This window comes from Roseibium algae (assembly GCF_037783265.1).
GTDB classification, from domain to species: Bacteria; Pseudomonadota; Alphaproteobacteria; order Rhizobiales; family Stappiaceae; genus Roseibium; species Roseibium algae.
Map to the genome: position 1 here is coordinate 329,439 of NZ_JBAKIA010000002.1, position 22,714 is coordinate 352,152.

Consider the following 22,714-nt stretch of genomic DNA (forward strand, 5'->3'; position numbering starts at 1 on the left):
CAATGGCGCAGTATAAATGGCGGTTCGTTTTGAATTCCTATGATTTCTGAAAGACCTATAGCTGAATTTGAGTCCTATGTGATCTGCACCTCTCCGCGCAGCGGCAGCACACTGCTTTGCAAGCTGCTCGCAGCAACCGGCGTTTCCGGCGCTCCGCGATCCTATTTTCACGAGCCATCTTTATCCAGTTGGCTCAAGTATTTCGGGCTCGAAGCCGGTTCTATGGAGACAGAAGCCGAGAGCCTGGCACGGGTTTTGCGCGCAGCTCACGAAAGGGGCACCAACGGCACCGGTGTCTTCGGGCTGAGGCTGCAAAGACATAGCGTCGATTTTTTCCTTCAGAAACTTAAAGCTCTGCACCCTGGTAAGAACAGCGATCTGGACCGCATTCAGGAAACGTTTGGACGCACGCTCTTCATCTATCTCACCCGCCCCGACAAAGTTCAGCAAGCCGTGTCCTATGTTAAAACAGAGCAGAGCGGGCTCTGGCACAAGTCATCAGACGGCACAGAGCTGGAACGCCTCTCGCCGCCTCGCGAACCCTTTTATGACGGTTCAAAGATCAAAGCCTGCTACGACCAATTTTCGTCATACGAAAGGGACTGGACCACTTGGTTCGGCAGGCAAGGCATCGAACCACATCGTATCGCTTATAACACCCTATCCGCGGCCCCTTCCGGGACCTTACGGGATGTACTTGTCCGACTTGGATTAAGTGGTGAGGCCGCCAACGGCATTAAGCCGCCCGTCGCAAAACTAGCAGATGAAACAAGCGCTGTTTGGGTAGAACGTTTCCGGCACAAAAATCAAATCGCCTGAATGATGTTTGGACTTGTCGAGGCGAACGTCGTCAACCGTGCAGGCGTAGCAGCAGGCTTGGAGGAAGTCTCAATATACTGACACAGAACCGAGCAATAGATTTCCGCAGTGTCGAGCCGTTACTCGCCTCTTCGGGACGGCCAGAGCACACAGCCGCAGAGCGCAGGAAAACCAGACGCGTGCGACCGATACGCTTAACCAAATCAAGGTCTTCCATTTCTGGCAAAGGCCGATATCCACCAAGGGCTTTGTAAAACCGGCGCGAAATCAGCAAGCCCTGATTGCCGTGAGGCATTCCAAGCATCTGGCAACGTAGTGTCGCCAGATATTCCGAAATCCGCGCACCTATTCCGAAACTTTCAAACCGAAGTTTGAATGCTGCCGCTGTACGATCAGCACTGCCTGCACGTTCAGCCCTCTCGATGAAGGTTTGAACTTCATGGTGCCAACCCGTGTCCAGCACAGTGTCAGCTGAGAGGAACAGAAGCCAATCTCCGCGCCGAGAAAGTCCGGCACCGGCTGCAAGGCGCGCGCTTTTGGGGCCCACGACCTCATGCCAATCACAACCTGCAGCATCTGCGACGCGTTCGGTATTGTCACTGGACCCACCATCGATGACCACCACTTCACGCACAACACCTTCAGCCGCGGCTGAAACCAGAGCAGCAAGTGTATGAGCCAAGTCGGCTTCAGAGTTCAATGTCGGAACGATGACGCTAATCATAGTGTTATTTCTAACGAGTTTTATCCCGAATGGCGAGACAACCAGCTTGTTTTATCGATAATTTGGGCTAATGTTCCTATTATGTTCTTTATGCAATGCATGGATTAGCCAGATGGTACTGAATGTCGATATGGCATCCGATTCAAATACACAACCTGAGAGCGCAAAACACTCGGGAAACACTATTCCGGAAGGCCGCAGGCGTGGCCGCGCAGCAGGATTGAACATGAGTGGGAGGTTCGAATCTCTAACCACAGAGAGCGTTGACGACGGATGGAACATTCATGAAGATTTGCCGCCGTTCCAGACCATCGTGCAGGAAGAACGGGCGCGGACTGTCATCACACGAAATTCTTCACCGGACATCTCTTTCGACCGCTCCATCAACCCTTATCGCGGTTGTGAGCACGGCTGTATCTATTGTTTCGCGCGCCCGAGCCACGCCTTCATGGGCCTGTCTCCAGGTCTGGACTTTGAAACCCGGCTTTTTGCCAAACCCAATGCCGCTGAACTTTTGGAACGCGAATTGTCACGGCCTGGTTACATTCCCAAGCCTATCGCAATTGGTACCAACACGGATCCCTATCAGCCCATTGAGCGCGGCTATAAATTGATGCCCGAAATCCTTGAGGTTCTGGACCGTTATCACCATCCTGTCGCAATCGTGACAAAGTCTTCTCTTGTCCAACGCGATCTTGACATCCTGGCGCGAATGGCAGAGCGGAACCTGGCCAAGGTTGCCCTGTCCATCACCACCCTTGACCGGAAATTGTGCCGGACCATGGAGCCGCGCGCCTCAGCCCCACACAAACGGCTGTCAGCGGTCAAAGCCTTGAGCGATGCGGGCATTCCAACATCCGTCATGATCGCACCGGTTATACCCGCGCTGACTGATAGTGAATTGGAGGCAATCCTTGAGGCGGCAGCCGAACATGGTGCAGATGAAGCCGGTTTCATATTGCTTCGACTGCCACTCGAAGTCTCCCAGCTGTTTCGTGACTGGCTGGTGCGGGAACAGCCTGGTCGCTATCGGCATGTGATGAGCCTGATACGGTCCATGAGAGACGGTAAGGATTATGACGCCAAGTGGGGCGAACGGATGCGTGGCACTGGCCCTTATGCAGAGCAGATCGCCAGACGCTTTCAGCTTTGTGCCAAGAGAGTTGGGCTGAACACCCGCAGACGAAAACTGAATTCAGATCTGTTCGTCGCGCCACAAAAAGGCGGGGTGCAACTCGATCTGTTCTAGGTCAGCTCTTGCGTGAAAGGTCGTGCAGGGACAGAATCTAATAATGAGCAAAGATATCTCACCTTCTCTTCTCGACCTTCGGTTCGGAGATGCTCCGGACCTAAGGCTCGAACGCAAACGTGCCAAGCAGTTTGACGGACTGATTGCCGGTGTTGACGAAGCCGGGCGGGGCCCGTGGGCCGGGCCAGTGGTCACGGCAGCTGTTATCCTTGACTACAAAAATATTCCCAAAGGCCTGAATGACTCCAAAAAGCTTACCGAGGCCCGCCGGGAGATACTGTTCGATCAAATTATGGCTAGCTCTCAAGTCGGGATTGCCAGCGCCTCTGCGCAAACTATTGATGATCAAAACATCCGCGCAGCAACCTTGCAGGCAATGGTTCGCGCTGTGAACGCACTGGCGGTCAAACCACGAATAGTGCTAATTGATGGGCGCGACATTCCGCCCGGCCTGGAGCAAGCTGGACAGAGCCTGATCAAGGGCGACGGCCGGTGCCTGTGTATCGCTGCAGCCTCTATCATCGCAAAGGTGCTCCGGGACAGGATGATGGTTCGGCTGGATGGGCTAGCGCCGGGATACGGCTTTGCACAGCATAAGGGCTATGGAGTGCCGGTTCATCAGGCCGCCCTCAAAAAACTTGGTCCTTGTCCCCACCACCGTATGTCCTTCCGCCCTATCCGCGATGCAATGACCTGATCGGGCGGGTCGCCAGACAACTTGAACCAGCCTTCATAATAAATGGCGTTACCGCAGACATAAAAAAAGCGGCCCAGAGGCCGCTTTTCTCGAACCCAATCCTTGAAAGGATCAGTTCAGCTTTTCTTTTACCTGAGCAATGCTCTTGGACAGGATGTCATCAGCAACCTTATCCTTAACCTTTGCGGTCAGGATCTGCTCGGCAGCAGCGGTTGCGATGTCAGCGGCGCTTGCGCGAACTTCGGCAATAGCCTGTGTTTCAGCCTGAGCAATCTTGTCTTCTGCCGCCTTTGAGCGACGAGCAATCATATCTTCAAGAGCCTGATTGGTTTCAACCGTCAGACGCTCAGCTTCATGCGTGGCTTCAGCGATAATCGCCTCAGCTTCACCTTCAGCTTCATGACGCTTGCGTTGATACTCAGACAGAAGCGACTGAGCTTCTTCACGAAGCTTACGAGCTTCGTCGAGTTCTTTGCGAATGGCGTCAGCGCGATCATCAAGAGACTTGCCAATCTTGGCTGGAATTTTGATCCAAGCCATAGCTGCAAGAAACAGAACGAGACCAACGAAGGCCCAAAAAGTAGCATCCATCGTCGTCTCCTCAGTTCATCGCCGACTTAAGCGCCTTATTCAGATCAGCTTTCGTCGGAGCTTTTCCCATCAACGCCTCAACGAGGGCCGTGGTTGTTTCTCCTGCGATTTCACCAATCTGTGACAGGGCTTCGGTCTTGATGTCCGCGATATGCGTTTCAGCAGCCGTCAGCTTTTTCACCAATTCGGCTTCCGCTTTTTCCCGACGTGCTTCCTGGTCAGCCTTGAGCTTGGTCCGCGTGTCATGGGCTATGCCATGAGCCTTGTTGCGTGCTTCAGTCAGAGCTTGTTCGTAAGCAGCAATGGCTGCGTCTGTTTCCTGCTTCAGGCGATTTGCCTCGGCAAGATCACCAGCGATACGATCTTTACGATCTTCAAGAATGCCCGCAATCCGAGGAAGCGCAACGTTCTTGATGATCCAGTAGAACAGGCCGAAGGTGATGGCCAGCCACAGAATCTGTGAAGCGAACGTCGAACTGTCGAACGGCGGAAAGCCTGCGCCATGCTCAGCAGCAGGCACATCAATCAGTTCGTGTGTGCCTGCTGTAGGCGAATGTGTTGGGCTTGCCATTTCCTGTCTCCAAATCCCGGTAAGGCGGCGCATACAAGCGCCGCCACCGGAGTCGTCGCATCAAGTTCGCTATTAACTAGCGATTGATTAAGCGAAAAGGAGAAGAAGGGCGATCAGCAGGGAGAAGATGCCCAGAGCTTCTGTAACGGCGAAGCCGAAAACCAGACGCCCGAACTGACCATCAGCTGCTGTTGGGTTGCGCAATGCGCCAGACAGATAGCTGCCGAAGATGTTGCCGAGTGCAATTGCCGCACCGCCCATGCCGAGGCATGCGATACCGGCGCCGATGTACTTTGCTGCTTCTGCTTCCATGACACGTGCTCCTAGATTTGTGTTTTTGCAGATTATCTCACCAGGCGATGTCCACGTGGCCACCGCATGAGCTTGTTTCACTTAGTGTGACGGATGAATAGCGTCGTTCAGGTACATGCAGGTCAAGACTGTAAAGACATAGGCCTGCAGGAAGGCAACGAGGAATTCCAGCGCTGTCAGCGCCACCGTCATACCAAGTGGAAGAATTGCACCGAAAATGCCGACCGCGCCCATGGCACTCAGACTTACGATAAAGCCTGCGAACACTTTCAAGGTGATGTGGCCGGCCAGCATGTTCGCAAAGAGACGAACAGACAGGCTAACCGGACGAGAGAGAAAGGAAATCACTTCAATCGGCGCCACGATAGGGATCAAGGCAGCCGGAACGCCCGAAGGCACGAAGAGACCGAAGAACTTCAATCCATGACGCATAAAGCCGTAGATTGTTACAGTCAGGATCACGACCATCGACAATGCAAACGTTACAATGATGTGGCTTGTGATCGTGAAGAAGTAAGGGAACATCCCAAACAGGTTCGCCACAAGGATGAACATGAACAGGGAAAACACCATAGGGAAAAAACGCATCCCCTCGGTTCCGGCAGAACTTCGGAGCATATTTGCAACGAATTCGTATGCCATCTCCGAAACCGACTGCATACGACCTGGAACCAAGCCACGACCACTGGTCGTGAAGATCAGGAATGCAGACGCCGCTGCCACGGTGAGAACCATGAACAGGGAAGAGTTGGTGAAAGATAAATCCATTCCCCCGACTTCAATCGGGAAAAGTTTCTGGATTTGGAACTGATGGATCGGATCGTTCGCCACCGGTCAACCTTCTTCGCTCGTTCATTTCAAGGGTGCGCAAAATGCGCAGACGCAAATTCTATTCGGAACCGTCTTCATTCGGTTTGTCGGAACGAATCTTGTTTTCCGGTTCTGCGACATAACCCGCCGACCTTAGAACATTCAAGACCCCAGCGACAAAGCCCAGCAACAAAAAGACGATTAACCCGAATGGAGTCGTCCCAAGCCACTGATCAAGAAGCCAGCCAATCCCGCATCCGACAACAATCCCGGCAATAAACTCAGATGAGAGTTTCATCGCCTGACCGTAGCCGGATGTGCTGCTGTTTGACTTGGTCGCAGCGACTTGTTCAGCCTTGCGCCGGTCATCCAGCATCCGATTTAGCTGGTCCCGCCTATCAGACAGTCCAGCTTCCGGTTGTTCCTTCTTCCGGTCTGAATTTTCGCCATTTTGTGCAGAGTCGTTCATCAGTCCCCAGCACCTATATAGCGTTCAGATCCGGCCATCGGTCTACCCCCGTAAGCCGCGCGCACCATAGTCGGCACCCCTCCCCCTGTCAAGAACAGCCACAGAGCCGTTAAATATTTGATTTGATTATAATTTTTATAGCTCATCCGGTTTTGACAGACCTAAGTCGAATGGCCTTTGATGCAATGCACCGCCGAATTCGTTCGGCTAAACCACTTCCAGAAATCGTTCTGCCGTTTCCAGATCGACAGAAACAAGCTGAGAGACACCGCGTTCGGCCATGGTGACCCCGAACAAACGGCTCATTCTGGACATGGTAATCGGGTTGTGGGTGATCACCACAAAGCGAGTATCCGTGCGCCGGGACATCTCCTCTAGCAAGTCGCAATACCGCTCAACATTGGCGTCATCTAACGGTGCGTCGACCTCATCAAGCACGCAGATCGGCGCCGGATTTGTCAGGAACACGGCAAAGATGAGAGCCATAGCGGTCAAGGCCTGCTCCCCACCAGACAGAAGCGTCATGGTTTGGGGCTTTTTACCAGGCGGACGAGCTATAATTTCCAGTCCCGCGTCCAGCGGATCATCAGAATCAACCAGCTTTAGCTCCGCTGTTCCGCCGCCAAACAAATGCGTGAACAACCTTTGAAAGTGATCATTCACCACTTCGAAAGACGCCAAAAGCCGCTCGCGAGCTTCCTTGTTCAAATTTGATATGCCCGTCCGCAAACGGCGAATCGCTTCAATCAGATCATCCCGCTCACTGGTCAGTTTGGTTTTTTGATCATCTATCTCGCGCAGCTCTTCTTCTGCCCTGAGATTCACCCCGCCGAGGCGCTCACGCTCTGACTTGAGACGGTCCAGCTTGCGTTCTGTGGCATCAGGGTTCGGCAGAGGCGCACCGTCCTTCAAACCCGCAATCTCGGGCAACTGCGACACTGATACTTCCAAATCATCATCAATCCGAGTCTCGATAGCCAATTTTCTCTGGCGGGCCGCTTCCAGCCGTTCCTCAGCTCGAATTTTCTCCTCACGCGCACCCGCAAGCCCCTCAAGGGCCGCCCTTGACACACGATCGATTTCGGCCAGATCGGTTTCAGCCTGCAGCAGCTCATCATCTTTCTGCTTTTTGGCTTCCTCGGCATTTGCAATCTGGCTAAACAGCTCGCGCCGCTTCAGTTCAATTTCCTCTGGTGCCTCAATCAGCACCTCCCGTTCTTCGGCCGCTTCCTGCTGGCGTTCCTGCAAGACGGAGATTTGCTGAGCAGCATTGGCTGCGCGGGTTTTCCAGCTGTCATACTCACGGGCGATGGCCTCCATTCGACGGTCGCGCATCTGCTGCTCGCGCGAGATGCCTTCCGAAACGGCACGAGCCTCCGCAAGAGCAGCCCGCGCTTGGGCCACCTCACTCTGTAACCGCATGATTTCAGTCTCAAAGCCTATCACTGCGGGAGCACATTCAAGCGCCTCTTCCGCCTCCACCTTGACTTCAAGAGCCTCAGAAGCCTCCTCGCCAAGACGTTCAAATTTCTCTTCAGCCGCGGTTTTCCTCGCCGCCAATTGTGACAAAGCCCTTTCTGCGGCAACGAGTGCTTCACGCGCAGCTACAAGAGACTTCTGGACATCACGAATCTGCCCCTTGGTGCCTTGCTCTGCATCAACAGCACCACGAACTGCTTGCGCGGCTTGTTCCAGCCTCGCGCGGGTATCATCGGCAACGATCCGTGCTGTCTCGATTGTGTCCGACAATTCAGCAAGACGGTTTTTCTGAGCAAGGCGCTGCGCTGCGGGTGTTGGAGCCTCAGCACCAATGACAAAGCCATCCCACCGCCAAAGATCGCCTTGACGTGAGACCAGCCGCTGCCCCGGCTTCAATTCCTGTTGCAAGCGCAGACCATCTTCTGCATCGACAAGGCCGATTTGACCAAGCCTACGTGACAATTGCGCTGGTGCGTCGACTTGCTCCGCCAGAGACTGCGCTCCATCCGGCAAATCCGGATCACCAGCATCCGTAGTCACATGACCCCAGCGCACCGGAGATCGCTCGTCTGTAGGGGCGTCAAGATCTTCACCCAACGCCGCACCCAGAGCCGTTTCAAACCCTGGGGCAACCTTCAGCTGATCGACAACTGGCCGCCATTCACCGCCAAGGGAAACGCTCAGGACTTTTTCGAGGGTTCGTGCTTCTGTTTCATAGGCTGACAATGCCTTCTCAGCCTCAGCAACAGGACCGCGCGCCAGTTGCTCGACCTCCCGAGCCTCTCTGGTCCGCTGCTCAGCAAGCTCGACGGCTGTTTCTGCTTCCAATAGCATTTCTTCTGCCAGCTCAACGGCTTCTTGGCGCTCAATCATGCCGTCTTGCCTGGCCATTTCAGCGTTCAGCATGTCCAGGTTTGTTCGTGCTTCGGCTGCCTGAGCGGAAAGTCGCTCTGCTCGTTGACGGGCATCAGATACCTGTCGTTCAAGTTGCTGACGTTCCGCTGTGGCCCGCGCTTGGGCAGCCGTCGTCTCCGTCAGCTCCGTCTCATGCGCCGCTAGGCTTTCTCCAAGCACTAGAACTTGTTCACGCGCCAGTTCAGCGCGCTCAACAACCGTTTCATTCTCTTCAGCAAGTTCCGTGCGCTCTTCAGCAAGACGCTCCAGGACCTCGTCATTTTCAGAGACCATCTGCTGCTCACGGCGCGCATCCTCGCCGAGCTGCACCAGTCGCCGTTCCAGATCCTGTAGCTTTTCCTTAACTCTCCGCTCTTCAGAATCCAGCTCGTTACGGGCAATCACAAGGCGCTGCAAAACAACACCTGAAGCAACCGCTCCATCACGCATTTCGGGAAGCTTATGCGCAGCAATGGCCTGCACACGTGCGCTTTCCGCCTGCAGGCCGGTCGCATCAGCCACCTGCTTCTGTGCGGTATTATAGTGACCTTCCGCTTCCGCGAGGACAGCGACGGCTTCATTCCAGCGCAGATAGAGAATAGAGGCTTCAGCGGCACGGATTTCGGAAGACAAATTGCGGTATCGGGACGCTTGACGAGATTGACGCCGCAAACTGTCCAGTTGTCCATCAATCTGGACCAGAACATCTTCGAGCCGCTCAAGGTTCTGTTCAGCCGCACGGAGCCGAATTTCAGCTTCCTTGCGGCGGCTATGAAGACCGGAAATACCTGCTGCCTCTTCAAGGATTTTTCGCCGCGATGTAGGCTTTGCCGAAATCAACTCGCCAATCTGTCCTTGCCGAACCATGGCAGGCGAACGCGCACCGGTTGATGCATCGGCAAACAGGAGTTGGACATCCCGTGCCCGTACATCACGCGCATTGATCTTGTAATTGGAGCCAGACTCGCGCTCGATCCTGCGGCTAACTTCGAGCGTATCGGCAGCATTGAACGCTGTCGGCGCGGTGCGATCCTGGTTGTCGAGAAACAGTGTGACTTCGGCAGTGTTGCGCGCGGGCCGATTCAGGGACCCGGAAAATATGACGTCATCCATGCCGGACGCACGCATGTTCTTATAGGAATTCTCGCCCATGACCCAACGCAGAGCCTCGACGAGATTGGATTTACCACAGCCATTTGGCCCGACCACACCGGTCAGGCCTTTGCCGATGACAAATTCCATCGGTTCAACAAAAGACTTGAAACCGACAACACGGAGTTTGGAGAACTTCATCGGCGCACCTGCCAGGCAGTAGCCAGCGCCGATGACGTTAATTGGAGAAAGCCGAGTATCAAATACTCGTCAAAAAGCCGTCTCCCGGTCTCAACCGGAAAATCAAAGCTGTTCTTCGATGATCTCACCCATCTGCTCAATCGACAGCGCCCCAGAGTGCTTTTCGCCGTTGATAAAGAATGTAGGCGTAGAATTGACGCCAAACTCATTTGCACCACGTTCCCGCACAGCGTTCACTGCGTCAAGCAAGCCCTGGTTTGTCAAGGCTTCCTCGAAGGTCTCCTGTGTAAATCCAATTTGCTTTGAGAAATTCAACAGGGAATTATAAGGATTGTCTGTGAAGGCCCAGCTGCGCTGCTGTTCGAACATGATGTCGATGATTTCAAAATATTTATCCTCAGGCGCGCTACGTGCCAACATGAAAGCAGCGGAAGCGACGGCATCCAACGGAAATTCGCGGAAAATAAAACGAACCTTGCCAGTCTCCACGTAGTCCTTTTTCAAGGCCGGGTAGGTTGTCTTGTGAAAATTGGCACAGTGGCCACAAGTCATGGACGCATATTCAACGATCGTGACGGGCGCATCTTCAGACCCAAGGATCTTGTCGCCGAGCGGACCAGGGATGAGCAGGTCATCCAGATCAACGTTTTGAGCCAAAGCAATACCAGGCACCGAAGCAAGGCCTGCGGCAAGCGCAAAGCCGGATGCGGCCTGAAGGAGGTTTCTGCGGGAAAACGTCACGAGCGGTATCCTGTCCTACATTTCTTCTCTTGAGCGCAAGTTGAACTGTACCTGCGTTAAACCAGTGAAGTGCATACTAGCGTCTGTTTCGTCAACTCAACAAAACAAATAAGGCAAATATTGGAAGGAATTGCGCTGTCAGGTCACAATGAGGTTATCCAAGGGGCATGCTCATAAGCGACCTCAGCCTCATTTGCTCTATTGAGAGCCTCGCGCGATGACCTGGGCACCAAGTTTTTTCAACGCTTCCCGCAGGCGATCATTCGATACGCTTTCGACCTGCTGGCTTAAGCGTTGTTCTTCATCATCGGTCAAATCACGCGGAGGTACAGGGCGTGATTTGGTTTTAATCTGCACCGGTTTTTGCAGGATTTTAATGCGCCCGACGGCTGCCCAGCCATAGAACATGTTGATCCGCTCGATCAGCTGAGGAAGCTCATGAGACAGCATCATGGCTGTTGGACCGTCGGTGTGAACCACCAACGTAGCCGGGTCAGCGGTCATGTCACCGTCTTCATTTTGTCTACGAGGCCAGATGATGCGGTCCGGCTGAACACGCTCCCCATATCGCTCACCAACAATATCCGGCCAAGCTGCCAGAATATCAACGGACGCAAATCCTCTCTTTCGGCAGGCAGGCGTCATGGCCTTGCCGACAAGATCAGCCAATGATTTGGCCCCCTGTCTTGCTCGCATGGAGGAAATGACGCTACTCCTTAGGCGTAGATTGCCGATACATGAGTTCGATAGGCAGCACGAAACACCTGAAATGAGTCCGTGGGAAGACTAGCGCCCTAGACCACATTACACCCACAGGCTTTTCCCTCTGTTTTCCCCAGATTTCACTAGTTTTACAAAGTTACGACTTGTAACAGAACGCGTTCACAACAGATTCAGGTCATGAATTCTATTCCGACATCATCTCCACTTCTTGACTGGTACGATAAACACGCACGCTCGCTCCCCTGGCGCACGTCACCGGAAGACCGCAGGCTCGGCGTCATTCCTGACGCCTATCAAGTCTGGCTCTCGGAGGTGATGTTGCAGCAAACTACAGTTGCTACAGTCAAAGACTATTACGTCAAGTTTTTATCTCTGTGGCCAAAAGTAGAAGATCTCGCCGGCGCCTCTGATGAAGACGTAATGAAGGCTTGGGCCGGACTGGGCTATTATTCCCGTGCACGCAATCTCAAGAAATGCGCCGAGATGGTTGCGCAAGAACTGGGCGGTCGTTTTCCGGAAACTGAAGATGGGCTCAGAGCGCTCCCCGGCATCGGCCCCTATACAGCAGCAGCCATTTCAGCGATTGCCTTCAACAGGAAAGCAGCTGTTGTTGACGGGAATGTCGAACGCGTACTGTCGCGGCTGTATGAAATCACAACGCCACTGCCAGATTCCAAGCCCGATATCCGAACTGCGATGGAACAGCTTACACCTGAGGACCGGCCTGGCGATTTTGCGCAGGCTGTGATGGACCTCGGCGCGACGATTTGCACGCCCAAACGCCCTGCCTGCGTGCTGTGCCCCTGGGTAGACCCATGCACGGCACGTGCTTCCGGGCTGGCAGACAGCTTGCCAAGAAAAGCCCCGAAAAAAGCCAAACCCACCCGGCACGGAGTTGCCTTTGTTGCTATTCGGCAGAGCGACAATGCCGTTTTGCTGCGCCGAAGACCGCCCAAGGGTTTGCTTGGCGGCATGAGCGAAGTTCCAGGTAGTATCTGGTCGGAGGACTTCGACTTTACAACAGCGCTGCAACACGCCCCCTTCCCGGCCAACTGGCAACGCCGGACTGGCATCGTGAAACACACATTCACGCATTTTCATCTCGAAGTGACGGTGTTCCGGGGCCTGCTGTCGGACAGTCTAGCGGTTTTGGATGAAAGCTGGTGGTCTTCAGGGGATGATCTGGCAGGAGAGGCACTACCTACGATCATGCGCAAAATCGTGACAGCAGGTCTCGATTGAACACTATACGTCAAAATGCGCGAAACCAAAAAATTTGCAATTTATTGAGGATTTTTCCTTCAGACGAAATCCAGGGCTGGACGCGTACCGTAGAATAGTTCTAAACTGAGAAAATCAGAGATCTTGAAGCGGAGGCGTTTGCCATGAAGGGTAACCCAAAAGTAATCGAACGACTGAATGAAGCGCTGTTCCTCGAGCTTGGCGCAATCAACCAATATTGGCTGCATTACCGCCTTCTGGCCGATTGGGGTTTCGCACGCCTTGCGAAAAAAGAGCGTGAAGAATCCATCGAGGAAATGCAGCACGCGGACAAGATCACTGACCGGATCATTTTCCTTCAGGGTCATCCGAACATGCAGAAGCTTGCTGGTCTGCGAATTGGCCAGGACATCAAAGAAGTCCTGGAATGCGATCTGGCAGGCGAATACGATGCGCGCACATCCTACACAAAATCTCGCGAAATCTGCCACGCAGAAGGTGACTATGTCTCAATGAAGCTGTTTGAAGAGCTTCTTGCAGATGAAGAAGGTCACATCGACTTCTTGGAAACTCAGCTTGAGCTTCTGGAAAACATCGGTGTTGAACGCTATGGCCAGCTGAATTCAGCGCCGGCCGACGAAGCCGAATAAAAACAACGCACAAAACCCCATCGGCGAAAAACGCGGCCCACAAGGCCGCGTTTTTTATTGATCTTATTGAAAAGCAGTTTCTGCAAAACTGCGAAGTTTGCGCGAGTGCAGCCGGTCACTGGACATGTCCCGAAGCTTCTCCAGCGCCCGAATGCCGATCTCCAGATGCTGAGCGACTTGCTTCTTGTAAAAGTCCGTCGCCATGCCGGGTAGCTTGAGTTCGCCATGCAAGGGCTTGTCGGAGACGCAGAGCAAGGTTCCATAAGGCACCCGGAATCGGAATCCATTCGCGGCAATCGTGGCCGATTCCATATCCAAAGCAATTGCACGCGATTGTGAGAACCGCTGAACCAGACCACTCTGGTCCCACAGCTCCCAATTTCTGTTGTCGATGGACGCGACCGTTCCGGTCCGCATCACCCGTTTCAGCTCATATCCATCATAGCCGGTGATCTCCGCTACAGCATCTTCAAGGGCGACCTGTACTTCGGCAAGTGGCGGTATCGGAACCCATGTCGGCAGATCCTGATTCAGCACATTGTCCTCACGCACATAGCCATGCGCCAAAACGTAGTCTCCGAGCGTCTGGCTGTTACGCAGCCCAGCACAGTGCCCCAGCATCAACCAGGCATGGGGCCTCAAAACGGCAACATGATCTGTAATTGTCTTTGCATTGGATGGACCCACGCCGATGTTGACCATCGTAATGCCCCCCTGACCTTCACGTTTCAGATGATAGGCTGGCATTTGAGGCAGTTTATCTGGTGCTGCGCCGCTGCTTGGCTCCAGCTCTCCAGCGCGTGTCACAAGATTGCCTGGCTGGACAAAAGCTTCATAGCCGCTTTCCGGATCAGCCAGCATGTCATGCGCCATGCGGCAGAACTCATCTACGTAAAACTGGTAGTTCGTGAAAAGAACGAAATTCTGAAAATGTTCCGCACTCGTAGAGGTGTAATGCTGCAGCCTATGAAGCGAGTAATCCACCCTTGGTGCTGTGAAGGAGGCCAGCGGCATCACGCCGTCAATTGGCTCATATGTGCCATTGGCAACAGAATCATCCATCACCGATAGATCGGGCAGGTCAAAGACATCAGCCAGCGGTCGGTCCATATGAACGGCGGCAGCGCCACCCTCGACGTGTGTTCCATCATAAAAAGCAAAATGCAGCGGTATCGGCATCTCAGATGAGCCGATCATGACTGGCACTTCGTGATTGGCCATCAACAGAGAAATCTGGGTTTTGAGATAATGGCGGAAGAGATCAGGCCGGGTCACTGTAGTCGTATGAAGGCCAGGCCCAGAGACGAAGCCATAGGCAAGACGACTATCAAGACGCACATGGCTTTCGGTAAACAGGCGAACTTCAGGATAGAAAGCCCTGACACGACCTTCGGGTGGCTGTCCCGCAATCAGATCATTGAAAACATCCCGCAAGAAAGCTGTATTTTTCTCAAAAATTTCCACCAACCGCTCAACTGCTGCAGTTGCATCTGTAAAAGCTTCAAAAGGCCACTCTGGCGAATACTCAATCGGACGAGAGGCTGTACCCGTCGGAAAATGAAACTGTGACAATGGTATCTCCTTATTGTTGTTCTTAACCGATAAAGATCAGCGTTTCTTTCAAGCCCGTCAATCGATTGCGGCACCCTTGGGAAACTTTTTTTGCCAGTCACAGTCTTTTCTCGCCTGCATTACAGTCCAGTGACAGTCTTTCTCCATTCATTCTATGAAGCGCCATATCGCACGCAGTCATTGATCATCAGACCAAATGACAAGACGCCCGCCGCTCTTTAAAAAACGAATATGAGATCGTACAACCCAATCCCCCCTCTCCAGGCAAATCACTTTTCCACTTACCAGCTGGCACATTCACACTGTCAAAAGCCCTGGTTAAGACCTTCCGCATGGAGAGTTTAATCCTTGTAGAGACCTTTCCGAAAAAAACATCCAACTACAATTCAGTCGATCTTTAACCATTGGAAACGCCGGATCCGTACTCTGGCAAAAGAAACCTGCAGGAATCAGGTCTTTTGGTGCGGGACACTCGGTTAACTTCTCGTAAAGCATTTACTAATGTAAACAAACTATTGATTCATAAAGAATTTTTACATTTGAAAATTAACACCTGATTTACCAAAACCGGTAACCATAAGGCTCTAAATTGCGTGAGGTATTGCGTCGCAATGAGTGTAATGCGTAAGGGGGTGTCCGCAGTGGCACCCCACCCAACTCCAGAGCCAGCAGGGAACCCTGAGTGGCTCAACACGATCATGAAGGGCGACTGTGTAGCCGCCCTGAACAAATTGCCGTCGAAATCGGTCGACCTGGTGTTTGCTGATCCGCCCTACAATCTTCAGTTGGGTGGCGATCTGCACAGGCCTGATCACTCGAAGGTTGATGCCTGTGATGATCACTGGGATCAATTCGAGAGCTTCGAGGCCTATGATGCCTTCACCCGCGCTTGGCTTATGGCCACACGACGGGTCATGAAGGACGATGGGTCAATCTATGTCATCGGCTCTTATCACAACATTTTTCGAGTTGGTGCGATCCTACAGGATCTCGGCTTCTGGATCATGAACGACATTGTTTGGCTCAAGTCCAACCCGATGCCGAACTTTCGGGGCAAACGCTTCACCAATGCGCATGAGACCATCATTTGGGCGACCAAGTCTAAGACGGCAAAGCCAACCTTCAATTATGATGCGCTGAAGACGTTTAACGACGACCTTCAGATGCGGTCCGACTGGCACTTGCCTTTGTGCACCGGCGGCGAACGTTTGAAGGATGACGATGGCCAGAAGGTGCATCCGACACAAAAGCCGGAAGCCCTGCTCTATAGGGTTCTAACCGCCTCGTCCCAGCCGGGCGATGTGGTGCTTGACCCCTTCTTTGGCACCGGCACCACCGGAGCTGTGGCCAAGAAACTCGGCCGCAACTTTGTCGGCGTCGAGCGTGAGCAAGACTATATCGATGCCGCTACGTCGCGCATTGAAGCCATTGAGACCGGCTCAGGTGCATCGCTCGACATGCAAAAGGGCAAACGGGCTGAAAAGCGAATTCCTTTCGGCAACCTGCTGGAATCCGGCTTGTTGGAACCTGGGGCAGAACTATCTTGCTCCAAAGGTCATCACCTGGCCGTGGTACGAGCTGACGGGTCGTTGAAATGTGGCGATTTCACAGGATCGATCCACAAAGTCGGTGCCATGGTTCAGGGAGCGTCCTCGTGTAATGGCTGGACGTTCTGGCATACCAGCAAAGGTCGCTCGCGATCTCCTATCGACGACCTGCGCGAAGAAATACGAACACGCCTGCGTTCATAAATGGACCAGATAAAAATACGCTGACTTCGCGTTCCCCGCGAAACCTGAAAGCTCCTGCCTCAGAAATGAGACAGGGGCTTTCTTTTTACCCAGACCCGTTAATCTTAAGAATTTCTCAGCTTCGAAAAAGCCTCAGCTAAAATAAATCTCGCTTTTATTGCTAAATTCTCCTAAAATCATCACCAACACATCACTTTAATAAAATATTACCCCTCTAAAAATACGGCTTTCGTATTTTTTATTCGCTCATTACGTTCAATTAGCTGAAGAAATATTCCAGGTTCGCGATCGTTTTCTAAACAAAAACATCACGATTGGAATTGAGTTGCTGAAGTCGCACCTAGGCTGAGCCTCTTAGGCAGCTCAGCCAACTGAGCGGCAATTGATAAGTTGGCAGCCCACTGACGACTGACATGAACGTGAATGCCCCTACATAATTTGCCAGTCGCAGCGGCAAGATAGATCCGCAGTGACGACAAACGCAGATAATAGGAAAATCAAATGCCCGCGCATCTTTTTGAGGTCGGCCAAACAGTCATCATGACTGGTCGGACAGGAGCCTCCTCGACACCTCCAGAGACCTACCAGATCGTAGCCACCATGCCGGAAACCAACGACCTGCTTCAGTACCGAATTCGCAGCGAAAACGAGCGCTATGAGCGGGTCGCTGTAGAAGACAGTCTGGAAACCCTAGAGTCGGCAAAGCTTCAGTCCGGCACATAACGCCTTGAAAGGATACTCCCATGGCTAAAGGCCAGGTACGCAGCAATCGCGAGAAGAGAAAACCGAAGAAAGACAAAGCGGCTGTAAAGGTAACAACCGCTGCGCCATTCAGCTCTCAGATCGAAGCGATCAACAAGCGCGATGCTGCTCCCGGAAAGACAAAGGGCTGATCCCTTCAGCTTTTGGGCTTTAATCGCCCGCCGACGGATAGACTTTACCTCCCCGTCGGCAAAGCAGACTTTAAACAATATCAGCCAAACGCCACCAGCGCTTTGCGCCGTTTACCGGCCGCGAGTGTCAGACGGTCTTTTGCCCCCAGATCTCCGCTTGAAATCCGGCGGCGTGGATCATCGACGACACGGGCGTTCAGACGGACACCGCCTGCCTCGACAAGACGGCGTGCATCGCCATTGGACATTGCGAAATCAACCGCGACCAATAGCTCCAGCAAACCAAGATCCTCGGCAAGCATGTCGAGCGGCATGATATAGGTCGGCTCGGCAGTCTCAGCCTGACCTGAAAACAGCGCATCGCCCTGCTCCAGCGCATGGCGCGCTTCTTCAGGACCATGAACAATGGCGGTGACGTGTGTTGCCAGAATTTTCTTGGCTTCATTCAGCTCCGCCCCTTCCAGTTCCGTCAGGCGCGCGATCTCGCCCATGGGCAGCTCAGTAAAGAGCTTGAGGAATCTCGCCACATCGACATCAGCTGTGTTGCGCCAGAACTGCCAAAAGGCGAAAGGTGACACGCGATCAGGATCCAGCCATACCGCACCAGCAGCCGTCTTGCCCATCTTCTGGCCAGATGCGGTGGTCAACAGTGGGACAGTCAGGCCCATCAGGCTGCGGCCATCGACCTTCCGGCCCAGCTCAACGCCATTGACAATATTGCCCCATTGATCAGACCCGCCGATCTGAAGTTCACAGTCGGAGCGTTTTGAAAGTTCCAGAAAATCAACCGCTTGCAGCATCATGTAGCAGAACTCGAGAACGGTCATCGGCGCATTGGCATCAAGCCGACTTTTCACCGCATCGAAGGAAATCATCCGATTGACCGTGAAATGTTGGCCATATTGACGCAAGAATTCAAGGAACCGGAATTCCGTCAGCCATTCCGCGTTGTTGATGATGCGACCGCCCGCTTCCGGCGACAGGTCAAACAATCGGGATACAGTGCGGAAAATACCCGCCACATTGCGGTCCACCTGCATCTGATCAAGCAGTGGGCGGCCTTCACTCTTGAAGCTCGGATCGCCAATCAGGCTTGTACCACCTCCCAGAACAATTATCGGCCAATGCCCCAGTTTTTGCAGCCAGCGCATAGCCATCAGCGGCACAAGATGGCCGACATGCAAGCTGGCTGCAGTCGCATCAAAGCCAGCGTAAAGGGTGACCGGTCCTTGACCAAGTCGGCGATCCAACCCGGCCATGTCAGTGCACTGATGCACAAAGCCTCGTTCGACGAGAATCTGCAGGGCTTCAGATCTCGGTTCGACTTCGAGATGTGAAGGCGGAATATGCTGTGTCATTTTTTCGTCTCCGGCTTCCGCTGCGCCGGGGACTAGAAACTGAAAAAGCCGCCTGACGCGGCGGCTTTTTTCAATCTTTGCTTTGGGTATGCATGATCAATCGCCGCCTATGTAAGGGGCGTAAAATAAACTCCTGCGATGTAGAAGGTCCTGTTGATCATGTTCTATTTGTGCGTGACCTTTCACGAGATGTCAAGCAGCCAAAGAACTCGGCTGCTTGATAACCCGGGTTGGGCTTTAAATCTTCAATGCTGCATTTATCGCTCGCCCCCAAATATCTGCATTTTCAGAGCCGCTGGTGGAGATAGAAAATTCCCACCCCATGACACCACCGAACTTGTCGCCGAATTTATCCACCAGGGGCTTCAACAAGTCATTGGCCGTATCTTGTGCATCCAAAAAGCCCGACCCGCCATTTGTCTGAGACGTAAGGCGCCCGAGCACCAACTTGCTCATATCAATCTGTGATGAAAGGCCAACAATGCTGGATGGGAACACTGTTCCTGAAGATAAACCTGCGACTTTATCAGTCTGCTCAGCAACCGTATCACCAACATACCAATCATTATTATAATACTGGATGTTCAGCCAATCGATGGCGTCCCCCGCTTTGTTGGCAATGGAAACATAAGGCGCACCGTACCAATCCGGGTAAAGATAGGGAGGCTGTGGGGCGTGAGAAATGAGACAACCAGCGGCACCAGCAGCCTGTTTCAGTGCTGTGGAGATAGATGCCAGAAACTCAACAGGGTCGTAGCCCGCAGTTGAAGGGCTTTCAAACGCCGCAGTGTCCTCGTAGTCAAAATCGACCCCGTCAAACCCATTCTGCTGGACAAACGCCCATATAGTCTTGGCAGCGTCCTGAACATTAGCCGCGAGGGCCTTCCAACCACCAGCTGGCACATTAGCGCCACCAAGCGAAACAAGCATCTGCCGCTTACCGCTGTCCTTGATCATCTCGACAAGGCCCGGATGTGAGAGAAACTGTTGCAGTTCATAACTCGGCGTGACGGTTCCGTCATCTTGGGGAAGCAGAAAACAAACGATCACTGTATTGAAGGGACTGTCCTTCAGACCCACCTGATTAACGTTTTGGCGTAATGAATAAATAATGTTGCGGGGTGTCATGTCTGGCATCCGTTTTCCTTTTCAGGTCACATCCAACGGCAGTGCCACGATCGTGATTAACCGGCACCGCTAACAGACCCAAAGACGTGCGAAAACCAACCTTGTGAAGTGCATCAAATGCTTTTTGTACATCTCTAGCTGAGCTGTCAAACCACCACGCCAGCAGCTCTCAACGGCCCCTTCAAGGCTGCCCACTTGTCGGGGCGGGTGGTCAGCGTGGCGGCTTCAAGGATCTCGACCCTGAACCCACGTGATCGTCCGCCCTTGGCTGTCAGCTGGACACAGTGGCAAGCATCGAGACCAACCAGAGTGAGATGACCGATGTTCTGCTGCTCCAACCAATCCTCGAATTTCGAATTTGAGAAACTGTCACCGATGGATTTTTCAAATACCGGGCCTTCTGCCACATCCAGCATCCGATCCAACCGAAGGCCTTGCCTGCCCGGTGTCCCGATGCCGCCCGTCACAAGTTTCATGGCCAGAACCACAGGCCAATCCCGGAACACGTTCGTGATAAAGACGACATGTTCATCGCGGCTTCGGGCCGTTCTGATTTCGTCAGCGATCCGCTCAAGGGCCCCGTCCCGGGCCACCGGGTCAAATGCGTTCTTGCCTGTGTTGCGGGTAAAGTCCTCCTGAACGTCAATGACGACAAGGCACTTTTCTGGCCGGGCCTCTAGGTTGATCTGATGCCCGCAGGTTGGAGTCCCCACTGCTTTTAACTTCATCATCATATAAACCAGCACCGCGAACAAGCTGGCAGCGCAGACGATCAAAAAGCTTGTCAGTATCGGCATTCCAATCTCCAATCTAATATCTACTCAAGTGGCGCCGGGTGGTCGGGATCGTCCTCAAAGGCTGAGAAATGATCCAACATGGCGCAGAGGACCCGTTGTGCCGCGCTCAGCTCTTCGCTGGAAAATTGATCCGCTATATGTTCGGTTTCCTCCATTTCGCGCGCGCGAACACCGCCCAATTCATGAAGCCCCTGCTTGGTCAGCTTGAACAAGGGCGAGCGTTTGTGAGCCGGATTAAGTCGTCGCTCAATTTGCCCCTTGGCTTCCAACTCGTTCACGATCATCTGGATCTGCTGCCGGGTCAGAAACAGGCTGCGGGCGATATCGGGCACGGTCATGGGTGCGGCTTCTGCAAGCACTTCCATGACCGCCCTCATTCCAACCGTCAGCCCGGTTCCCTCCAGCTTCGCCGCGACAGCCCGTGCCAGACGACGATGCGCCGGGCGAATGAGCCGAATAATTTCATAAAGATCTTCTGACTTGTTCATGATCGCACTCAAATTGACAATTCAATTGACATACCGACAGGTGAATTGTCAATATTGATTGTAGGCTGACACCATGCCCCCGTTGCAAGGTCGCGGACCCAGAGTCCATGATTGACTCAATAGGACATTTGACCTAAAAATATTTAGGTCAAATGTCCTATTGAGGATTTCATGCCCATGGTGCCCCGAAAAACCCATGAAGATATTGTTGCGGCGGCAAACGCCCTTTTCTATGAGCGTGGCTTCGAGGCAACGTCCTTTGCCGACATTGCGGCAGAACTGAGTATTTCCCGCGGCAATTTCTACTACCATTTCAAGACCAAGGACGAGATCCTGAGCGCGGTGATTGCAAAGCGCATTGCTGACCGAGAAGCCCTACTCGCTCATTGGGAGGCGGCATTTGCCCCACCAGACGCCATTTTGCGTTTCATTGAAATTCTGATCACCAACCAGAGCAAGATCATGGCCTTCGGCTGCCCTGTCGGAACGCTTACAACCGAGCTTGCGAAGCTCAACCATTCAGCTCAAGTTGACGCAAATCAGCTTTTCACCGTCTTTCGGGTCTGGCTTCGACAGCAGTTCGAAGCCCTTGGATTCGCTGAACGCTCCGATGACCTGGCTATGCACCTTCTTATGCGGAGCCAGGGCGTCGCCACACTCGCTACAGCCTACAAGGACGCAGACTTCGTGCGCCGTGAAGTCACGGATATGTCCAAATGGCTTGAGCATCAAATTCAACAGCTCGCATCAGAATAAAACCAACAATCTTCCCTCACCCCCAGCAGCCTCTTTCAAGCAAAAGGACCTGAACATGTTTGCAGTCTTTCTTACCTTTGGCCCCAATCGTTCCAAAGCCCCAGATCACATGGATGGCCACAATGGGTGGATCCGACAAGGATTTGAAGATGGGGTTTTCCTGATGGCTGGCAGCTTAGTGCCTGGTAAAGGCGGAATGGTTTTGGCGCATAATGCGAGCCGAGACGATCTGGAAGCGCGCGTTGCGCTCGACCCATTTGTTCAGGAACAGGTGGTCACGGCGGAAATCCACGAAATCCAACCATCCCGCGTCGATGAGCGTCTGTCATTTCTGACCGCCTGAACGAAAAAGCCCCGACGATTGGGCCGGGGCTTCTTTGATCTTCATAGACGTTCCGACCTACTCCGCCGCGACCGGTGTCACATCCGCAGGTTCCGGAGCTGTCCATTTCAGAATTGGCTTACGGGCAGCGCTGGTTTCATCCAGGCGGCGACGGGGCGAGAGATATGGAGCACCAGAGAAGCGATCCGTCTCGCCTTTGCTTGCACTCATTGGATATCGCAACCTTTTAAACCAGATAATTAGAGGGGCTCCATTTTTCTCACATTCTGTTGAGAACTCAATGATAAAGACCAATTCGCACGCTGGAACCTATCAGCCTCTGCACTTGATCTTTATTCTACATTTTAAAAGCATTTTAAGCTGCATAAATTACAAATACACAGCA

General features: G+C 53.1%; 25 protein-coding genes. 10 read left to right on the plus strand and 15 right to left on the minus strand.

Features of this window, described 5'->3' with window-relative positions; translation table 11 throughout:
- Positions 1-39 precede the first annotated feature (39 nt).
- The gene (locus tag V6575_RS05190; protein ID WP_340273054.1) at positions 40-819 is read left to right on the plus strand and encodes a Stf0 family sulfotransferase; all 780 of its coding nucleotides are present in this window, start codon (positions 40-42) and stop codon (positions 817-819) included.
- Positions 820-850: 31 nt separating this feature from the next.
- Here V6575_RS05190 and V6575_RS05195 read toward each other — a convergent pair whose 3' ends face one another.
- The gene (locus tag V6575_RS05195; protein WP_340273055.1) at positions 851-1,543 is read right to left on the minus strand and encodes a glycosyltransferase; all 693 of its coding nucleotides are present in this window, start codon (positions 1,541-1,543) and stop codon (positions 851-853) included.
- 130 nt (positions 1,544-1,673) lie between these two features.
- Between V6575_RS05195 and V6575_RS05200 the strand changes: the two genes are divergently transcribed.
- Both V6575_RS05200 and V6575_RS05205 read left to right on the plus strand, forming a co-directional pair.
- On the plus strand, positions 1,674-2,792 hold the full coding sequence (locus V6575_RS05200; protein ID WP_340273353.1) for a PA0069 family radical SAM protein: 1,119 nt from the start codon (positions 1,674-1,676) through the stop codon (positions 2,790-2,792).
- Positions 2,793-2,835: 43 nt separating this feature from the next.
- The gene (locus V6575_RS05205; protein ID WP_340273056.1) at positions 2,836-3,489 is read left to right on the plus strand and encodes a ribonuclease HII; all 654 of its coding nucleotides are present in this window, start codon (positions 2,836-2,838) and stop codon (positions 3,487-3,489) included.
- 111 nt (positions 3,490-3,600) lie between these two features.
- Here the strand turns inward: V6575_RS05205 and V6575_RS05210 are convergent, their stop codons facing one another.
- The 8 genes from V6575_RS05210 to V6575_RS05245 all read right to left on the minus strand — a co-directional run bounded on the left by V6575_RS05210 (position 3,601) and on the right by V6575_RS05245 (position 11,318).
- Positions 3,601-4,080 carry a F0F1 ATP synthase subunit B gene (locus V6575_RS05210; protein ID WP_340273058.1) on the minus strand — a complete coding sequence of 160 codons (480 nt, stop codon included), beginning with the start codon at positions 4,078-4,080 and terminating at the stop codon, positions 3,601-3,603.
- Positions 4,081-4,090: 10 nt separating this feature from the next.
- Positions 4,091-4,651, minus strand: a complete 561-nt coding sequence (locus tag V6575_RS05215) for a F0F1 ATP synthase subunit B (protein ID WP_340273059.1) — start codon at positions 4,649-4,651, stop codon at positions 4,091-4,093.
- Positions 4,652-4,738: 87 nt separating this feature from the next.
- Positions 4,739-4,963 (minus strand): F0F1 ATP synthase subunit C, encoded by a 225-nt coding sequence (locus V6575_RS05220; RefSeq protein WP_340273060.1) that lies wholly within the window; start codon positions 4,961-4,963, stop codon positions 4,739-4,741.
- 81 nt (positions 4,964-5,044) lie between these two features.
- Complete coding sequence (locus V6575_RS05225; RefSeq protein ID WP_340273061.1) at positions 5,045-5,794, minus strand: F0F1 ATP synthase subunit A; 750 nt, start codon at positions 5,792-5,794, stop codon at positions 5,045-5,047.
- A 58-nt stretch (positions 5,795-5,852) separates the two neighbouring features.
- Positions 5,853-6,242 (minus strand): AtpZ/AtpI family protein, encoded by a 390-nt coding sequence (locus tag V6575_RS05230; RefSeq protein ID WP_340273064.1) that lies wholly within the window; start codon positions 6,240-6,242, stop codon positions 5,853-5,855.
- A 207-nt stretch (positions 6,243-6,449) separates the two neighbouring features.
- Entirely contained in the window at positions 6,450-9,908 is a 3,459-nt protein-coding gene (smc, locus tag V6575_RS05235; protein WP_340273065.1) for a chromosome segregation protein SMC, read from the minus strand.
- Between the two features lie 102 nt (positions 9,909-10,010).
- A complete protein-coding gene (locus V6575_RS05240) occupies positions 10,011-10,649 on the minus strand; it encodes a DsbA family protein (RefSeq protein WP_340273067.1) in 639 nt (212 codons plus the stop codon).
- A gap of 198 nt (positions 10,650-10,847) precedes the next feature.
- On the minus strand, positions 10,848-11,318 hold the full coding sequence (locus V6575_RS05245; RefSeq protein WP_340273069.1) for a DUF721 domain-containing protein: 471 nt from the start codon (positions 11,316-11,318) through the stop codon (positions 10,848-10,850).
- Between the two features lie 231 nt (positions 11,319-11,549).
- Between V6575_RS05245 and mutY the strand changes: the two genes are divergently transcribed.
- Both mutY and bfr read left to right on the plus strand, forming a co-directional pair.
- Positions 11,550-12,614, plus strand: a complete 1,065-nt coding sequence (mutY, locus tag V6575_RS05250) for an A/G-specific adenine glycosylase (RefSeq protein ID WP_340273071.1) — start codon at positions 11,550-11,552, stop codon at positions 12,612-12,614.
- Positions 12,615-12,757: 143 nt separating this feature from the next.
- Positions 12,758-13,243 carry a bacterioferritin gene (bfr, locus tag V6575_RS05255; protein ID WP_340273073.1) on the plus strand — a complete coding sequence of 162 codons (486 nt, stop codon included), beginning with the start codon at positions 12,758-12,760 and terminating at the stop codon, positions 13,241-13,243.
- A gap of 63 nt (positions 13,244-13,306) precedes the next feature.
- Here bfr and V6575_RS05260 read toward each other — a convergent pair whose 3' ends face one another.
- Complete coding sequence (locus tag V6575_RS05260; protein WP_479692195.1) at positions 13,307-14,815, minus strand: AMP nucleosidase; 1,509 nt, start codon at positions 14,813-14,815, stop codon at positions 13,307-13,309.
- A 611-nt stretch (positions 14,816-15,426) separates the two neighbouring features.
- On the opposite strand from V6575_RS05260, the gene V6575_RS05265 reads away from it, so the two are divergent.
- The 3 genes from V6575_RS05265 to V6575_RS05275 all read left to right on the plus strand — a co-directional run bounded on the left by V6575_RS05265 (position 15,427) and on the right by V6575_RS05275 (position 17,459).
- Entirely contained in the window at positions 15,427-16,566 is a 1,140-nt protein-coding gene (locus tag V6575_RS05265) for a site-specific DNA-methyltransferase (RefSeq protein WP_340273075.1), read from the plus strand.
- A gap of 501 nt (positions 16,567-17,067) precedes the next feature.
- On the plus strand, positions 17,068-17,289 hold the full coding sequence (locus tag V6575_RS05270; RefSeq protein ID WP_340273077.1) for a hypothetical protein: 222 nt from the start codon (positions 17,068-17,070) through the stop codon (positions 17,287-17,289).
- 20 nt (positions 17,290-17,309) lie between these two features.
- Complete coding sequence (locus tag V6575_RS05275) at positions 17,310-17,459, plus strand: hypothetical protein (RefSeq protein ID WP_340273079.1); 150 nt, start codon at positions 17,310-17,312, stop codon at positions 17,457-17,459.
- A gap of 80 nt (positions 17,460-17,539) precedes the next feature.
- Here V6575_RS05275 and tyrS read toward each other — a convergent pair whose 3' ends face one another.
- The 4 genes from tyrS to V6575_RS05295 all read right to left on the minus strand — a co-directional run bounded on the left by tyrS (position 17,540) and on the right by V6575_RS05295 (position 21,230).
- Entirely contained in the window at positions 17,540-18,817 is a 1,278-nt protein-coding gene (gene tyrS / locus V6575_RS05280) for a tyrosine--tRNA ligase (protein WP_340273081.1), read from the minus strand.
- A 237-nt stretch (positions 18,818-19,054) separates the two neighbouring features.
- Positions 19,055-19,945, minus strand: a complete 891-nt coding sequence (locus tag V6575_RS05285) for a glycosyl hydrolase family 18 protein (protein ID WP_340273082.1) — start codon at positions 19,943-19,945, stop codon at positions 19,055-19,057.
- A 146-nt stretch (positions 19,946-20,091) separates the two neighbouring features.
- Positions 20,092-20,742 carry a cysteine hydrolase family protein gene (locus V6575_RS05290; protein ID WP_340273083.1) on the minus strand — a complete coding sequence of 217 codons (651 nt, stop codon included), beginning with the start codon at positions 20,740-20,742 and terminating at the stop codon, positions 20,092-20,094.
- Between the two features lie 20 nt (positions 20,743-20,762).
- Positions 20,763-21,230: a MarR family winged helix-turn-helix transcriptional regulator gene (locus tag V6575_RS05295; RefSeq protein WP_340273084.1), complete on the minus strand. Its 468-nt coding sequence runs from the start codon at positions 21,228-21,230 to the stop codon at positions 20,763-20,765.
- A gap of 177 nt (positions 21,231-21,407) precedes the next feature.
- On the opposite strand from V6575_RS05295, the gene V6575_RS05300 reads away from it, so the two are divergent.
- Entirely contained in the window at positions 21,408-21,986 is a 579-nt protein-coding gene (locus V6575_RS05300; protein WP_340273085.1) for a TetR/AcrR family transcriptional regulator, read from the plus strand.
- Positions 21,987-22,041: 55 nt separating this feature from the next.
- Positions 22,042-22,329, plus strand: coding sequence for a YciI family protein (locus V6575_RS05305; RefSeq protein WP_340273086.1), 288 nt, complete (start codon positions 22,042-22,044; stop codon positions 22,327-22,329).
- A gap of 57 nt (positions 22,330-22,386) precedes the next feature.
- Here the strand turns inward: V6575_RS05305 and V6575_RS05310 are convergent, their stop codons facing one another.
- Positions 22,387-22,539 (minus strand): hypothetical protein, encoded by a 153-nt coding sequence (locus tag V6575_RS05310; protein ID WP_422785519.1) that lies wholly within the window; start codon positions 22,537-22,539, stop codon positions 22,387-22,389.
- Between the last annotated feature and the right edge of the window lie 175 nt (positions 22,540-22,714).

What these genes read in the sequence shown, in the direction of transcription:
- V6575_RS05285 (WP_340273082.1), bottom strand. Translation starts at nt 19,945, where the DNA reads ATGACACCCCGCAACATTATTTATTCATTACGCCAAAACGTTAATCAG.
- V6575_RS05230 (WP_340273064.1), bottom strand. Translation starts at nt 6,242, where the DNA reads ATGAACGACTCTGCACAAAATGGCGAAAATTCAGACCGGAAGAAGGAA.
- smc (WP_340273065.1), bottom strand. Translation starts at nt 9,908, where the DNA reads ATGAAGTTCTCCAAACTCCGTGTTGTCGGTTTCAAGTCTTTTGTTGAA.
- V6575_RS05265 (WP_340273075.1), top strand. Translation starts at nt 15,427, where the DNA reads ATGAGTGTAATGCGTAAGGGGGTGTCCGCAGTGGCACCCCACCCAACT.
- V6575_RS05205 (WP_340273056.1), top strand. Translation starts at nt 2,836, where the DNA reads ATGAGCAAAGATATCTCACCTTCTCTTCTCGACCTTCGGTTCGGAGAT.
- V6575_RS05215 (WP_340273059.1), bottom strand. Translation starts at nt 4,651, where the DNA reads ATGGCAAGCCCAACACATTCGCCTACAGCAGGCACACACGAACTGATT.
- V6575_RS05190 (WP_340273054.1), top strand. Translation starts at nt 40, where the DNA reads ATGATTTCTGAAAGACCTATAGCTGAATTTGAGTCCTATGTGATCTGC.
- V6575_RS05305 (WP_340273086.1), top strand. Translation starts at nt 22,042, where the DNA reads ATGTTTGCAGTCTTTCTTACCTTTGGCCCCAATCGTTCCAAAGCCCCA.
- V6575_RS05220 (WP_340273060.1), bottom strand. Translation starts at nt 4,963, where the DNA reads ATGGAAGCAGAAGCAGCAAAGTACATCGGCGCCGGTATCGCATGCCTC.
- V6575_RS05195 (WP_340273055.1), bottom strand. Translation starts at nt 1,543, where the DNA reads ATGATTAGCGTCATCGTTCCGACATTGAACTCTGAAGCCGACTTGGCT.
- V6575_RS05300 (WP_340273085.1), top strand. Translation starts at nt 21,408, where the DNA reads ATGGTGCCCCGAAAAACCCATGAAGATATTGTTGCGGCGGCAAACGCC.
- V6575_RS05200 (WP_340273353.1), top strand. Translation starts at nt 1,674, where the DNA reads ATGGCATCCGATTCAAATACACAACCTGAGAGCGCAAAACACTCGGGA.
- V6575_RS05270 (WP_340273077.1), top strand. Translation starts at nt 17,068, where the DNA reads ATGCCCGCGCATCTTTTTGAGGTCGGCCAAACAGTCATCATGACTGGT.
- V6575_RS05290 (WP_340273083.1), bottom strand. Translation starts at nt 20,742, where the DNA reads ATGCCGATACTGACAAGCTTTTTGATCGTCTGCGCTGCCAGCTTGTTC.
- V6575_RS05275 (WP_340273079.1), top strand. Translation starts at nt 17,310, where the DNA reads ATGGCTAAAGGCCAGGTACGCAGCAATCGCGAGAAGAGAAAACCGAAG.
- V6575_RS05295 (WP_340273084.1), bottom strand. Translation starts at nt 21,230, where the DNA reads ATGAACAAGTCAGAAGATCTTTATGAAATTATTCGGCTCATTCGCCCG.
- tyrS (WP_340273081.1), bottom strand. Translation starts at nt 18,817, where the DNA reads ATGACACAGCATATTCCGCCTTCACATCTCGAAGTCGAACCGAGATCT.
- V6575_RS05210 (WP_340273058.1), bottom strand. Translation starts at nt 4,080, where the DNA reads ATGGATGCTACTTTTTGGGCCTTCGTTGGTCTCGTTCTGTTTCTTGCA.
- mutY (WP_340273071.1), top strand. Translation starts at nt 11,550, where the DNA reads ATGAATTCTATTCCGACATCATCTCCACTTCTTGACTGGTACGATAAA.
- V6575_RS05310 (WP_422785519.1), bottom strand. Translation starts at nt 22,539, where the DNA reads ATGAGTGCAAGCAAAGGCGAGACGGATCGCTTCTCTGGTGCTCCATAT.
- bfr (WP_340273073.1), top strand. Translation starts at nt 12,758, where the DNA reads ATGAAGGGTAACCCAAAAGTAATCGAACGACTGAATGAAGCGCTGTTC.